At 71.0% G+C, this 14414-nt stretch carries 14 protein-coding genes; 12 read left to right on the top strand and 2 right to left on the bottom strand.

Annotated features, from left to right (window positions below; translation table 11 throughout):
* The 10 genes from GA0115242_RS06190 to GA0115242_RS06145 form a co-directional block, all read left to right on the top strand.
* The coding region (locus GA0115242_RS06190) for an AAA family ATPase (RefSeq protein WP_093825339.1) at window positions 1-539 on the top strand (539 nt) is incomplete at its 5' end.
* Window positions 540-579: 40 nt separating this feature from the next.
* Entirely contained in the window at window positions 580-1371 is a 792-nt protein-coding gene (locus tag GA0115242_RS06185; RefSeq protein WP_093825333.1) for an enhanced serine sensitivity protein SseB, read from the top strand.
* 94 nt (window positions 1372-1465) lie between these two features.
* Window positions 1466-2263 (top strand): enhanced serine sensitivity protein SseB C-terminal domain-containing protein, encoded by a 798-nt coding sequence (locus tag GA0115242_RS06180; protein ID WP_093825331.1) that lies wholly within the window; start codon window positions 1466-1468, stop codon window positions 2261-2263.
* A gap of 289 nt (window positions 2264-2552) precedes the next feature.
* Window positions 2553-3560, top strand: coding sequence for an ABC transporter permease (locus tag GA0115242_RS06175; RefSeq protein ID WP_093825329.1), 1008 nt, complete (start codon window positions 2553-2555; stop codon window positions 3558-3560).
* A 71-nt stretch (window positions 3561-3631) separates the two neighbouring features.
* Window positions 3632-5425, top strand: a complete 1794-nt coding sequence (locus GA0115242_RS06170; protein WP_093825327.1) for an ABC transporter substrate-binding protein — start codon at window positions 3632-3634, stop codon at window positions 5423-5425.
* Between the two features lie 110 nt (window positions 5426-5535).
* Window positions 5536-6534: an ABC transporter permease gene (locus tag GA0115242_RS06165; RefSeq protein WP_093825325.1), complete on the top strand. Its 999-nt coding sequence runs from the start codon at window positions 5536-5538 to the stop codon at window positions 6532-6534.
* Complete coding sequence (locus GA0115242_RS06160; RefSeq protein ID WP_093825323.1) at window positions 6531-7628, top strand: ABC transporter ATP-binding protein; 1098 nt, start codon at window positions 6531-6533, stop codon at window positions 7626-7628. Before GA0115242_RS06165 ends, GA0115242_RS06160 begins: the two co-directional genes overlap by 4 nt.
* 23 nt (window positions 7629-7651) lie before the next feature.
* Entirely contained in the window at window positions 7652-8908 is a 1257-nt protein-coding gene (locus GA0115242_RS06155) for an ABC transporter ATP-binding protein (RefSeq protein ID WP_256089381.1), read from the top strand.
* Window positions 8909-9004: 96 nt separating this feature from the next.
* Window positions 9005-10396, top strand: a complete 1392-nt coding sequence (locus GA0115242_RS06150) for a M1 family metallopeptidase (RefSeq protein ID WP_093825319.1) — start codon at window positions 9005-9007, stop codon at window positions 10394-10396.
* Window positions 10397-10465: 69 nt separating this feature from the next.
* On the top strand, window positions 10466-11122 hold the full coding sequence (locus GA0115242_RS06145) for a trimeric intracellular cation channel family protein (RefSeq protein ID WP_093825317.1): 657 nt from the start codon (window positions 10466-10468) through the stop codon (window positions 11120-11122).
* On the opposite strand, the gene GA0115242_RS06140 is transcribed toward GA0115242_RS06145, so the two are convergent.
* Window positions 11031-12254: an alpha/beta hydrolase gene (locus GA0115242_RS06140; RefSeq protein ID WP_093825315.1), complete on the bottom strand. Its 1224-nt coding sequence runs from the start codon at window positions 12252-12254 to the stop codon at window positions 11031-11033. The genes GA0115242_RS06145 and GA0115242_RS06140 overlap by 92 nt on opposite strands.
* A 161-nt stretch (window positions 12255-12415) precedes the next feature.
* Here GA0115242_RS06140 and GA0115242_RS06135 point away from each other — a divergent pair, with 161 nt between their 5' ends.
* Window positions 12416-13276, top strand: coding sequence for a thioesterase family protein (locus GA0115242_RS06135; protein WP_093825337.1), 861 nt, complete (start codon window positions 12416-12418; stop codon window positions 13274-13276).
* On the opposite strand, the gene GA0115242_RS06130 is transcribed toward GA0115242_RS06135, so the two are convergent.
* Window positions 13263-13853: a TIGR03086 family metal-binding protein gene (locus tag GA0115242_RS06130; RefSeq protein ID WP_093825313.1), complete on the bottom strand. Its 591-nt coding sequence runs from the start codon at window positions 13851-13853 to the stop codon at window positions 13263-13265. The genes GA0115242_RS06135 and GA0115242_RS06130 overlap by 14 nt on opposite strands.
* A 306-nt stretch (window positions 13854-14159) precedes the next feature.
* On the opposite strand from GA0115242_RS06130, the gene GA0115242_RS06125 reads away from it, so the two are divergent.
* On the top strand, window positions 14160-14414 hold a 255-nt coding region (locus GA0115242_RS06125), incomplete at its 3' end, for a hypothetical protein (protein WP_093825335.1).

Raw genomic sequence — 14414 nt, 5'->3', positions numbered from 1 at the left:
GCGACGTGGTCGTCGTCACCGGGCTGCCCGGCAGCGGCAAGTCCACCCTGATGCGCCGGGCCGTGCGCGGCGCCCGCGTCGACTCCCAGGACACCCGCGACACCTGGGACGCCCGGCTCGGCCACCGGCTGCCGTACGCCGTCTACCGGCCGCTGGTCCGGCTCGCCCACTACGCGGCCCTCGCCCGCGCCCTGCGCGGCGACGGCGGCGTCGTCGTGCACGACTGCGGCACCCAGAGCTGGGTGCGCGGCTGGCTGGCCCGCGCCGCCCGGCGCCGCGGCGGCACCCTGCACCTGCTGCTGCTCGACGTCACCCCCGACACCGCGCTTTCCGGCCAGCGCGAGCGCGGCCGGGGCGTCTCCCGGTACGCGTTCCTGCGCCACCGGGGCGCCGCCGCCCGGCTGATCAGGGCCGTCGAGCGGGGCGACCTGCCCGCGGGCGCGGGCTCGGCGGTGCTGCTCGACCGGGACGCGGCGGACGCCCTGCGCGGGATCGGCTTCACCGGCAGGTCACAGGCGGCGCCGCACCGGTTAGCCTGAGCCACCCACCAGTGGTACTCAGCAGGCGGTCGGTACAGAGATGGACTTCCCGGCGGAACTTCCCGCGGACTTTCCCCAGCAGGCACACCCCCAGCCGCACGGCGGCTGGCCGGGCAACGAACTGGAGGAGGTGCTCTCCGCCTCCTTCGGCGTCCCCACGGCGGGCGGCCGGATCGTCGAAGTGCTGGCCCGCAGCTTCCTCTGGATACCCCTGCCCAACGGCGGCGGCCCCGACAGCGTCCCGCTCGACCTGCCCACCCTGGAGATCGAGGGCCAGGCGTACGTGCCGGTCTTCAGCTCCGAGGAGCAGTTCCGGCAGGCGGTCGGCTCCCACATGTCCTTCGCCATCGCCCCGGCCGTCGAGTTCGCCCGCGGCCTGCCCCCGCAGGTCGGCCTGGCGGTCAACCCCGACGGCACGGTCGGCGTCCCGCTGCCGCCCGCCGCCGTCGCCGAGCTGTGCAGGGCCGGTCACCCCGCCCCCGGCGGCCCCGCCAGCGGCGGCCGGGTCCGCCTCTTCGAACCGGACTGGCAGGACGACCCGGTCGACTTCCTCACCACCGCCGCCGCCGAGTTCGAGGCGATCGGCGTGGTCCGCACCGCCCGCCGCTGCCTCGCCGAGGTCGAGACGGCCCCGCCGGTGATGTTCGTCGGCGTCGAGCTGGCCCACCTGGAGGGGGACGTCCACGCCCTGCCGACCCAGGCGCTGGGACGCGCGATGGGCCTGGTCAACCCCTCCTGGCCGGTCAACCTGGTCCTTCTCGACGTCACCGACGACCCGGTCGCCACCTGGCTGCGCGACAACGTCCGGCCCTTCTACCAGAGGGCGTTCTGAGCCGACGGCGGACCCGCACGGGAGACCGCTGCGGGCCCCTCGGCGCTTAAGCTGGTTCCCGAACTCCGGGCAACCTCCAGAAGGGGCGGTACAGGTGAGCGCCAGCGGCACCGCGGCGGCCGGACAGGTCGAGCACATGCTGCGCCAGGTGACCCCAGGGCGCTACGACGCCTACGAGGCGCTCCTGCGCGCCCTGGCGATGCCGTCCTCCGGCCAGATCTGGATGCTCCTGTGGCACGGTCAGGCGGGCTCCCCCGACGCCCAGTACGGGAACATGGAGGTCGAGGGGCACGGCTACGCGCCCTGCGTCACCTCCGCCCAGGAGCTGTCCGCGAGTGGCTGGAACCGTTCGTACGAGGTGGTCGACGGGCTCGACGTGGCCCGCACCCTCTACCCCGACCATTTCGGCCTCTGGCTCAACCCGCACGCGCCGGGCGGCGGTCTCGGCATCCCGTGGCTGGATCTGCGCCGTATCGCCACCGGCCTCGAACGGCAGCCCGCCGGTCCGCTGCGGCTCTCCGAGCCCGGCATCGAGGTGCCGCAGTTCTACGCCCTGCTCGCGCAGAACGCCCACCGCACCCCGGCCGTCCGCTCGCTGCGCCGCGCCTGGGTGCAGCCCGCCCTGGGGGCGCCGTACCTCGCCATCGGGCTCGACGTCTACGACACCTCGCCGCCCGCCGTGGACTCGGTGCGGGCGATGATGCAGCAGTCGATCGGCGCGGTGCCGGACGGGCTCCCGGTGTCGACGGTCGCGATGACCGACGAGAACGATCCGGTGGCGATGTGGATGCGGGCGAGCGCGCGCCCGTTCTACGACCGCGAGGCGCACGCCGCTCCGGCCCAGGCGCCGACGGCGGGTTACGGCTACCCACCGGTACGCGGCGGTTACTGAGGCGGTGCGCGCGGTTCTTCGCGCGTAGATGCGGCCGGAAGTTCACTGAATGTCCGTTATTGAGGAATTCAGACACGTCCGACCCCCGTTACCCACCGTCCGGATAACGGAACCCTCCTGAGCGCATCACGTTTACGCATCCTTTCCCCTTCAGCCCTGGCAGCAGATCGCCAAAGCGTTGAAGACTCCCGCACCAGGGGCCTTGTGTCCCTGAGTTCGACGGACTGATCACGCCGCTACAGCGGCAAGTGCGGGCCGGCTACCGCCGGTTGAGAGGGGTCCCTGCCAGATGACGGCACCATTGCACGAGCCGACCGCGGAAGCGGCCCCGAGCGCGGCCGAGGAAGCTGCGGTCGCCACCACCGGGGTGACGGCCGTACAGGGGCGTTCCCTCGGCCGGATCGCCTGGGAGCGGCTCAAGCGGGACAAGCTCGCCCTCACCGGCGGCGTCGTCGTCCTCGTGCTGATCCTGCTGGCGCTGCTCGCCCCGGTGATCACGCACCTGGTCGGCCAGGACCCGGACGCGTACAACGAGGGCCTGATCGACCCGCTGTTCGGCACCCCGAAGGGCGCCCTGGGCGGTATCAGCGGCGAGCACCTGCTCGGTGTCGAGCCGGTCAACGGCCGCGACATCTTCGCCCGCGTCCTCTACGGCGCCCGCGTCTCCCTGCTGGTCGGTTTCCTCTCGGCCATGGTCGCGGTCTTCCTGGGCACGATCCTGGGCATCCTCGCCGGGTTCTTCGGCGGCTGGGTCGACTCGCTCATCAGCCGCGTGATGGACGGCCTGCTGGCCTTCCCGCAGCTCCTGTTCACGATCGCCCTGGTCTCCGTCATGCCGAACGCGATGCTGGGCCTCACCGGCTCGAACGTGCGCGTCTTCGTGATGATCGTGGTCATCGGGTTCTTCGGCTGGCCCTATATCGGGCGCGTGGTGCGCGGCCAGACGATCTCGATGCGTGAGCGCGAGTACGTCGAGGCCGCCCGCTCGCTCGGCGCCGGCCGCCTCTACATCCTGTTCAAGGAGCTGCTGCCCAACCTCGTCGCCCCGATCGTCGTGTACACGACGATGATGATCCCGACGAACATCCTCACCGAGGCCGCGCTCAGCTTCCTCGGCGTGGGAGTCAAGCCGCCCACGTCCTCCTGGGGACAGATGCTCTCCAGCGCGATCGACTACTACGAGTCCGACCCCATGTACATGGTGGTCCCGGGTGTGGCGATCTTCATCACCGTCCTGGCCTTCAACCTCTTCGGCGACGGCGTGCGGGACGCGCTGGACCCGAAGGCGTCCCGCTGAACCTCGCCGCACTCCAAGCGTCCCGTGGCTCCAACACGGGGTCTCTCATCTAATCCGGAGGATCCGAGATCGTGACTACCCAACGCACCCCAGGGCGGCGCAAGCAGGCGTTTGCCGCCGCTGCCGCGGTCGCCGCGCTGCTGACCACGGCGGCGTGCGGCGGCGGCGACGACGACAACGGCGGCTCGAAGAGCGGCGCGGCCGGCTTCGACGCGGCCAACAACAAGGTCGCCCAGGCCTCCGAGGCCAAGAAGGGCGGCACGCTGAAGTTCGGTGGCGCCCAGGACGCCGACTCGTGGGACACCACGCGCGGCTACTACGGCTTCATGTGGAACTTCGCGCGCTACTACTCGCGCCAGCTCGTCACGAACAAGACGGAGCCGGGCAAGCCGGGTGCGGAGATCACCCCGGACCTCGCCTCCGGTCTCGCCAAGGTCACCGACGACGGCAAGACCTACACGTACACGCTGCGCGACGGTGTGACGTGGGAGGACGGCAAGCCGATCACGTCCAAGGACATCAAGTACGGCATCGAGCGGGTCTGGGCGCAGGACGTCCTGTCCGGCGGTCCGACGTACCTGAAGGACTTCCTGGACCCCAAGGGCGAGTACAAGGGCCCCTACAAGGACACGTCCAAGGACAAGCTCGGTCTGAAGGCGATCGACACGCCCGACGACAAGACGATCGTCTTCCACCTGCCCACCGCCAACTCGGACTTCGAGGAGGTGCTCGCCCTGGTGTCGGCCTCCCCGGTCCGCCAGGACAAGGACACCAAGTCGAAGTACGGCCTGCACCCGTTCGCGACCGGCCCGTACAAGTTCGAGTCGTACAGCCCCGGCAAGAACCTGACGCTGGTCCGCAACACCGAGTGGAAGCAGGCGTCGGACCCGGTCCGCAAGGCCTACCCGGACAAGATCACCGTTCAGTTCTTCTCGGACGCCAACCAGCTCGACCAGCGTCTGCTCAACGGTGACCTGGACCTGGACATCAACCAGACCGGCATGTCGCCGCAGGGCCGCACCACCGCCCTGAAGCAGCACAAGGCCAACCTGGACAACCCGGTCTCCGGCTACGTCCGTTACGCCGTCTTCCCGCAGAGCGTGAAGCCGTTCGACAACATCGAGTGCCGCAAGGCCGTCATCTACGGCGCGGACCACGTCTCGCTGCAGACCGCGCGCGGTGGCCCGGTCGCGGGTGGCGACATCGGCACCAACATGCTCCCGCCGTCCGTCCCGGGCGCCGAGGGCCAGAAGTACGACCCGTACGAGATCGCCGGTGCCAACAAGACCGGCAACGCCGACGAGGCCAAGAAGGCCCTGAAGGCCTGCGGCAAGCCGAACGGCTTCTCCACCACGATCGCGGTGCGCAACAACAAGCCGGTCGAGGTCGCCACGGCGCAGTCGCTCCAGGCGTCGCTGAAGAAGGTCGGCATCAACGCCCAGATCGACCAGTACGACGGTTCGCAGACGGCCGGCATCATCGGTTCGCCGTCGAACGTCAAGAAGAAGAACTACGGCATCATCATCATGGGCTGGGGCCCGGACTTCCCGTCCGTCCAGGGCTACGGTCTGCCCCTGTGGGACAGCAAGTACATCCTCGACAGCGGTAACAACAACTACGCGCTGATCGACGACAAGAAGATCGACGGTCTCTTCGACACCTACGTCAAGACGCTCGACGACGCCGGCAAGACCAAGATCTCGACCGAGATCAACCACAAGGTCATGGAGGGCGCGTACTACCTGCCCTTCACCTTCGAGAAGTTCATCAACTGGCGCTCGGACAACCTGGCGAACGTGTACACGTCGAACGGCTACAGCGGCATGTACGACTTCGTCAACCTCGGTCTGAAGTCCGCGAAGTAATCCCGGCACACCCGCCGTACGGCACGAAAGGCAGGTGAAGGCCGGCGCGGCGGATCCGCGGGCCACCGGACGACCTCCGGTGGCCCGCGGTCCGCAGCGGGCCGTTAGCTGTGCTCGCTTACCTCATCAGGCGGTTGTTCGCCGCCGCAGTGATGCTCGTGGTCATCGTCATGGTGGTCTTCGGCATCTTCTTCCTCGTCCCGAAGTGGGCGGGCGTCGACATCGCCGCGAGCTTCGTGGGAAAGCAGGCCGACCCCGCCTCCGTCGAGGCGGTCCGCGAGAAGCTGGGACTCAGCGACCCGATCTACCATCAGGTCTGGGAGTTCTTCAAGGGCATCTTCGCGGGGCGCACCTACTCGGGCGGCGGCGACGTCACCCAGTGCGCCGCTCCCTGCTTCGGCTACTCCTTCCGCAGCGAGCAGGCCGTCTGGCCGGTGCTCACCGACCGCTTCCCGGTGACCCTGGGTCTCGCGCTCGGCGCCGCCGTGCTGTGGCTGATCTTCGGTCTCGCGGCGGGTGTGCTCTCCGCGCTCAAGCGCGGCACCTTCTGGGACCGCGGCGCCATGGTCGTCGCCCTGGCGGGTGTCTCCCTCCCCATCTACTTCACCGGCCTGCTCAGCCTGGCGATCTTCGCCTTCGGGCTGCACTGGCTGGACGCCCAGTACGTGCCCCTCGACCAGAGCTTCGGCGGCTACTTCGGCGGCATGATCCTGCCCTGGATCACCCTCGCGTTCCTGTACGCGGCGATGTACGCCCGGATCACCCGCGCCACCATGCTGGAGATCCTGGGTGAGGACTACATCCGCACCGCCCGCGCGAAGGGCCTCAAGGAGCAGGTCGTCATCGGCAAGCACGCGATGCGCTCGACGATGACGCCCATCCTGACCATGCTCGGCATGGACCTCGGCGCGCTCATCGGCGGTGCCATCCTGACGGAGTCGACGTTCAACCTGCCCGGCCTCGGCCGCGCGGTCCTCGACGCCATCAAGACCCAGGACCTGCCGATCATCCTGGGCGTCACCCTCATCACTTCTCTCGCGGTGCTGCTCGCCAACCTCGTGGTCGACATCCTGTACGCCGTGATCGACCCCCGAGTGAGGCTCGCATGAGCGACCTGACCAAGAGCGGAGCAGCCGTGGGCGAGCCCACCGGGGCCTCGCCCGCGCCGACTGCCTTCCTCGAGGTGCGCGACCTCAAGGTGCACTTCCCGACCGACGACGGCCTGGTGAAGTCCGTCGACGGGCTCAGCTTCCAGCTGGAGAAGGGCAAGACCCTCGGCATCGTGGGCGAGTCGGGTTCCGGCAAGTCCGTGACGTCGCTCGGCATCATGGGCCTGCACACCGCGGGCCAGTACGGCAAGCGCAAGGCGCAGCTCTCCGGCGAGATCTGGCTGGACGGCACCGAGCTGCTGTCGGCCGACCCCGACCACGTGCGCAAGCTGCGTGGCCGCGAGATGTCGATGATCTTCCAGGACCCGCTGTCCGCGCTGCACCCGTACTACACGATCGGTCACCAGATCGTGGAGGCCTACCGGGTCCACCACCCCGTCGACAAGAAGACCGCCAAGCGCCGCGCGGTCGAGATGCTCGACCGGGTCGGCATCCCGCAGCCCGACAAGCGCGTGGACAGCTACCCGCACGAGTTCTCCGGCGGTATGCGCCAGCGCGCGATGATCGCGATGTCGCTGGTCAACAACCCCGAGCTGCTGATCGCGGACGAGCCGACGACCGCCCTGGACGTGACCGTCCAGGCGCAGATCCTGGACCTGATCCGGGACCTGCAGAAGGAGTTCGGCTCCGCGGTCATCGTCATCACCCACGACCTGGGCGTCGTCGCCGAACTCGCCGACGACATCCTGGTGATGTACGGCGGCCGGTGCATCGAGCGCGGTCCCGCGGACAAGGTGTTCTACGAGCCCCGGCACCCGTACACCTGGGGTCTGCTCGGCTCGATGCCGCGCCTCGACCGTGAGCAGCAGGAGCGCCTGATCCCGGTGAAGGGCTCGCCGCCCTCGCTGATCAACGTGCCGTCCGGCTGCGCGTTCAACCCGCGCTGCCCCTACGCCGACATCCCGAAGGACAACGTCACCCGCACGGTCCGCCCCGAGCTGACCGAGGTCGACACCCGGCACTGGGCCGCCTGCCACATGACGCAGGAGCAGCGGGAGCGTATCTGGACCGAAGAGATTGCGCCGAAGCTGTGAGCGAGAAATCCAAGGACACGGCAGTGACCATTCCCGCCCAGGGCGAGAGCGCCGGCGATCCCGAGATCCTGCTGAAGGTGACCGGGCTCCAGAAGCACTTCCCGATCAAGAAGGGCCTGCTCCAGCGGCAGGTCGGGGCGGTGCACGCGGTCGACGGCATCGACTTCGAGGTCCGCGCCGGTGAGACCCTGGGCGTCGTGGGCGAGTCCGGCTGCGGCAAGTCGACGATGGGCCGCCTGATCACCCGGCTGCTCGAACCGACCGGCGGCACGGTCGAGTTCGAGGGCAAGGACATCACGCACCTCGGCATGGGCGGCATGCGTCCGCTCCGCCGCGACGTGCAGATGATCTTCCAGGACCCGTACTCGTCGCTGAACCCGCGCCACACCATCGGCACCATCGTGGGCGCCCCCTTCAAGCTCCAGGGCGTCACGCCCGAGGGCGGTCTGAAGAAGGAGGTCCAGCGGCTGCTGTCGGTGGTCGGTCTCAACCCCGAGCACTACAACCGGTACCCGCACGAGTTCTCCGGCGGCCAGCGCCAGCGCATCGGCATCGCCCGCGCGCTCGCGCTCAACCCGAAGCTGGTCGTGGCGGACGAGCCGGTCTCCGCGCTGGACGTGTCGATCCAGGCGCAGGTCGTGAACCTGCTGGACGACCTCCAGCAGGAGCTGGGCCTGACGTACGTGATCATCGCGCACGACCTGTCGGTGGTCCGGCACGTCTCCGACCGGATCGCGGTGATGTACCTCGGCAAGATCGTGGAGCTGGCCGACCGCGACTCGCTCTACAAGGCGCCGATGCACCCGTACACCAAGGCGCTGATGTCGGCGGTGCCGATCCCGGACCCGCGGCGCAAGGACGCCAAGAGCGAGCGCATCCTGCTCCGCGGCGACGTGCCCTCGCCGATCTCGCCGCCCAGCGGCTGCCGGTTCCACACCCGGTGCTGGAAGGCCACGGAGATCTGCCGGACGACCGAGCCGCCGCTCCTGGAGCTGAAGCCCGGCCAGCGGGTGGCCTGCCACCACCCGGAGAACTTCGAGGACCAGGCGCCGCAGGACACCGTGCTGCTGTCGGTGGCCAGGGAGGCGGCCGAGCTGGTCGCGGACGAGGTGCTGGCGGAGTCGGCGGAGACGTCGGCCGCGGTGGCGGCCGAGGTCGCGGACGCCGGTGGCGCGGAGGCCGTGTCCGCGTCGACCGGGACCGCGTCGACCGGGACGGTGTCCGGCGGGTCCGCCGCGGCGGACGGTGCCGACGCGGGCCAGGAGTCAACCGAGAAGTAGCGCATGACGGCTTGGCAAAGTCATGTACATGTCTGAACGGGAGAGTTCAGAGTCGTCCGTGCCCGCACGATCGGTCACGCTCGAAAGGGACGACTCATGGAACTCTCCCGTTCGGCACGCTGGGGAGCCGTCGCGGTCGCGGTGGCTTCCTTCTTCGTCACCGCCGCCGCCCCGGCCCCCGCCCCCGGTGCCCCCGGCATCGGCGACCCGTACTTCCCCGAGCTGGGCAACGGCGGCTTCGACGCCCGCCACTACGCCCTCGACATCGCCTACGACCCGGACACCGACCGCCTCGACGGCCGCACCACGCTCACCGCCCGCGCCACCCAGAACCTCTCCTCGTTCGACCTCGACCTCCAGGGACTCGACGTCACCCGGGTCCAAGTCGACGGCAGACGGGCCGCGTTCACCCGCGACGGCGACGAACTCCGCGTCACCCCGCGCGACTTCCTGCGCAAGGGCCGCGACTTCCGGGTCGCCGTCACCTACGGCGGGGTCCCCGAGCCGCTCAGCGGCCCCATCGTCTTCGGCTCCGAGTACGGGTGGATGAAGACCCCCGACGGCGTCTTCGTCGCCTGCGAGCCCAACGCGGCCTCCACCTGGTTCCCGTCCAGCGACCACCCCTCCGACAAGGCCACCTACGACATCCGCATCAAGGCGCCCCGTGGCCTGACCGGAGTCTCCAACGGGCGCCTGGTGTCGACGTACGACAAGGGCGGCTCCACCTACACCCACTGGCGCGAGTCCCGGCCCATGGCCAGCTACCTCGCCACCGCCACCATCGGGAAGTTCGACGTCAGGACCGGCCGGACGCCCGGCGGCACCCCGATCTACGTGGCGATCGACCCGGTCCTCGCCGACAGCAACAGCGTCGACGTGTACGCCGTCACGGCCGCCGCCACCGACTACTGGTCCGAACTGTTCGGTCCCTACCCCTTCGAGGAGACCGGCGCCATCGTCGACGACATGCCGGAGGCCGGGTTCTCCCTCGAAGTGCAGTCGAAACCGGCCTACTCGGCGGTGCGCAGCGAGACGACGATCGTCCACGAACTCGCCCACCAGTGGTTCGGCGACTCCGTCTCGGTCGCCCACTGGAAGGACATCTGGCTCAACGAGGGCTTCGCCACCTACGCCCAGTGGCTCTGGAGCGAGCACCAGGGCACCCGCACCGCGCACGACTCGTTCCTGGCCGGGTACGACTCCCGCCCCGCGGGCAACGCCTTCTGGCAGACCCTCCCCGGCGACCCGCAGCGCGACACCATGTTCGCCTCCGCCGTCTACCAGCGCGGCGCGATGACCCTCCAGGTGCTGCGCGAACGCATCGGCGACGACGCCTTCTTCCGGCTCCTGCCGGCCTGGACGAAGCTGCACCGCTACGGCAACGCGGACACCGCCGACTTCGTGCGGCTGGCCGAGAAGGTCTCCGGGCAGCGGCTCGGCGACCTCTTCGACACCTGGCTGTTCACACCGGGGAAGCCCGCCCTGTAGCCCCGGGGTGCGGGCCGCCGGGCACCGGCCCCGCGCGGCCCGCGCTCGTTCCCGGGTGAGAATACGGGGGTGCTCCAGCAATTCTTCAGCCCCTCCGTCCAGCACACCCTCGACCTCGTCGGGATCTTCGTCTTCGCCATCTCCGGCGCGCTGCTCGCGGTCCGCAAGAACTTCGACGTCTTCGGCATCGCCGTCCTCGCCGAGGTGACCGCGCTGGGCGGGGGGCTGTTCCGCGACCTGGTGATCGGGGCGGTGCCGCCCGCCGCCTTCACCGACCTCGGCTACTTCCTCACCCCGCTGCTCGCCGCCCTGCTGGTGTTCTTCCTCCACCCGCACGTGGAGCGCATCCAGGCCGGGGTGAACGTCTTCGACGCGGCGGGGCTCGGCCTGTTCTGCGTCGCCGGGACGACCAAGGCGTACGAGTACGGGCTCAGCCTCACCTCGTCGGCGGTCCTCGGTCTGGCCACCGCCGTCGGCGGGGGCGTGCTGCGGGACGTGCTCGCCAACGAGGTGCCGTCGCTGCTGCGCTGGGACCGCGACCTCTACGCGGTCCCGGCGATCGTCGGCGCCACCATGGCCGTGCTCTGCATCCGCTACGACGCGCTCACCCCGCTCACCAGCGGGTTCGCCGCGGTCACCGCCTTCGTCCTGCGCCTGCTCGCGATGCGGTACCACTGGCGAGCGCCGCGTGCGTGGAACCGCCGCTCGACGGTGCGGGAGGAATAGCGCCGCCCGCCGCCGCCCGGTGCCCGCCCATCTCCTGGGTGAGCCACCGGAACGACGGCACCACCTGCGGCCGCCACAGCGCCATGGTGTGCCCGCCCGCGCTCCGCGGGACGTACACCACGTGGACGGTCGTCGGCGCCTTCGCGGTCTGCGCGAGCGCGACGGCGGCCTCGTAGCCGTCGTGCGGCTGCCCGGAGAGGTAGAGCGCGACCCGGGGCGGCGCGGCGGCCCGGCGCAGCAGCAGGTAGGGGTTGTTGGCGGCGCGCAGCGCCGGGGTCTGGGCGGCCAGCGAGTCCCGTTCGCCGATCGGGTCGTTGTAGCCGGACAGGCTGACGGCGGCGAGATAGCGGTCGGGGTGGGCGACCGCCAGCTTGGCCGCGCAGTGGCCGCCCGCGGAGTACCCGGACACCGCCCAGCCCCTGGGCGCGGGCTCGGCGCGGAAGTTGCCGGTCACCATGCGCGGCACGTCGACGCTGAGCCAGCTGTCCGCGTTCACCGTGCCGGGGATGTTGGCGCAGCCGGTGTCCACCCCGGCCAGCAGGTTGGTGCGCGGCGCGACCAGGATGAACGGGGCGACCCGGCCGTCGCGCATCAGCGGGGCGAGCTGCCGGGTGGCGTCGAGCGAGCCGAACCAGGCCTTCGCCGAGCCGGGGTAGCCGGGCAGCAGTTCCACGACGGGGAACGCGCGGTGCCGGTAGGCCGGTTCGTCGTACTGGGGCGGAAGCCAGACGTAGACCTCGGCGTCGACGCCGGAGACGCGGCCCCTGAGCTGGGTGACGCGGACCCCGTCCATGCCGGGACCGGTGGCGGGGGTGAACCTCTGGCGCACCTCGGGCAGCCGGTTCAGGGCTATCCCGCCGGTGCCGTCGGTGCCCAGGTCGGCGGCCCGCTGCACGTGGTCGCCGGTGCCGAGCAGGTCGGCCCAGTCGTCGTAGAGGCTGTTGGCGTTGTTGACCAGGACGAAGACCAGGGCGACGGCGGTGCCCTGGGCGAACAGCAGCATCAGCGTCCGGACCGCGGCGCGCAGGGCCCGGGGGCCGCGCAGGCGCGACCAGAGGCCGAGGGGGAGGACGAGTGCGATCGCGCAGAGCACGATCAGCAGACAGAGGAACGGAGTCCCGGTGAGGCTCATGTCCCGATAGAGGGAGCCGCGCCCTCCCGGGTTTCGGACAGGTGGGGACACTTACCGAGAAATTGCCGGTCCCTCACCCGCCGCGCGGGGGCGGACAGAGGGGCCGGCGGGCAGACGGATCAAAGCTACCGCTTAGTAATGCCATGTTGTACCGTTCGGACATGTCAGACGCAGCTTCCGTGCCCGCCCTCCGGGCCGCGATCGGCGACAGCGAGTTCGACCGGGACACCGCCCTCGTCCCGCGCGCGCCCGGTGTCTACGCCATCGACCTCTCCGCCGGTTGGACGATCATGAACGCCGTGAACGGCGGCTACCTGCTCGCCGTCCTCGGCCGCGCCCTCGGACACGCGCTGCCGCACGGCGACCCGTTCACGATCTCGGCGCACTACCTCACCGCCTCCCGCCCCGGCCCGGCCGTCGTGCGCACCGAGACCGTCCGCACCGGCCGCACCCTCTCCACCGGCCAGGCGTCCCTCGTCCAGTTCGACGACGACGGCACCGAGGTCGAGCGGATCCGGGTCCTCGCCTCCTACGGCGACCTGGACGCCCTCCCCGACGACGTCCGCACCAGCGCCGAGCCCCCGGCCATGCCGCCGCCCGAGCAGTGCCTCGGCGCCGGGGACGGCCCCGCGCCCGACGCCGTCGCCTCGCCCATCACCGACCGGCTGCGGCTCAGGCTCGACCCCGCGACGCTGGGCTGGGCGGTCGGCGCCCCCTCCGGCCGGGGCGAGATGCGGGCCTGGTTCGGGCTCGCCGACGGCCGGGACGCCGACCCGTTCTCGCTGCTGCTCGCGGTGGACGCGCTGCCGCCCACCGCGTTCGAGATCGGCCTCTCCGGTTGGGTCCCGACCGTCGAGATGACCGTCCACGTCCGCCGCCGTCCCGCGCCGGGACCCGTGCGGGTGTCGGTCACCACCCGCAACCTGGCGGGCGGCTTCCTGGAGGAGGACGCCGAGGTCTGGGACAGCGACGACCGGCTGGTCGCCCAGTCCCGCCAGCTCGCCCGGGTCAGGCTCGGCTGACCGGCTCCCGGCCCAGCCAGGCCGCCAACCTGCCGTAGGCGTCCGCCCCTTCGGGGGCCGGGCGGGCCGAGGCGAACGGCAGGTCCGCGCCCTCGCGGTCCGGGGCGGGCAGCATCGCGTGCGCCGCGGCGAGCGCGAACTCACCGACCACCGGGTCGAGTTCCACCGGGTGGCCGAGCGCGTCGGACAAGTCCCAGGTGTGCGCGACCAGTTCCATCAGATAGCCGGGCAGCGCCTCCCGGCCCGGCACCTCGCCCCACGGCGCCCGTACCGGCGCCGCCATCCGCTCGTCGCTCTCCCAGGCGCGCAGCACCCGCACCCGCACCTCGTCGAAGGCGGCGGGCCAGCCGTCGTCCGGCACCCCCTCGGCGAGCGCCCGCACCCCGCCGCCGTCGCCGTTCTCGCCGACCACCGCGATCCGCAGGGTGCCGCCGACGATGTGCGCGAGCAGGGTGCGCACGTCGAACTCGGCGCACGCCGTCGGTCCGGCGAGCGCCTCCGGCGTCACCGCCTTGATCACCGCGGCGGTCTGCTCGGTGGCGCGGGCGTAGAGCGGTCGGGGGTCGATGGCGTCCATGGCGGGCCTCTCAGTCCTGGGGTGCGTCGCCTGTGAGGTTCCCCCGCGGGACCCGGCGGTATCCGCGGGCGCCCGGTGAACACCGCCTCACCCGGGGCGGGTTGGGCGCGCACGCGGTCCCCGTGTCACAGGGCTGTACCGGCCGCCTTCGCCGGGCTCGGCGCGAAGTGCCAGGTCACGGGCGGTACTTGAGGATCCCTTTACCTCGTTGACAGGCGGCCCACAACGCAGCCCCAACGGCCGCCTAAGCGCCGTTGATTGAGTGCCGGTCTCAGACCTCCCTCATCGTCTCTGGAGCTGTTTCTCATGAAGCGTGTGCGTCTCGTCCCCGCCGTGGCCCTGCTGGCGCTCTCGCCGCTGGTCCTCGCGGCCTGCGGCTCGGGCGACTCCTCGTCGTCGGACAGCGGCGGCTCCGGGCAGCAGCAGTCCTGCCGGCGGCCCTCCGGCATGCCCACCGGCGACGCCTCGGCCCGGCCGTCCGGCGCTCCCTCGGGCGCTCCGACGGGGAGCGCCGGCACCCGGCCGTCCGGCGCCCCCTCGGGGATGCCGTCCGGCGCCCCC

The organism is Streptomyces sp. SolWspMP-5a-2 (genome assembly GCF_900091845.1).
GTDB lineage: Bacteria > Actinomycetota > Actinomycetes > Streptomycetales > Streptomycetaceae > Streptomyces > Streptomyces doudnae.
This window is presented reverse-complemented; position numbering and strand designations above follow the sequence as displayed.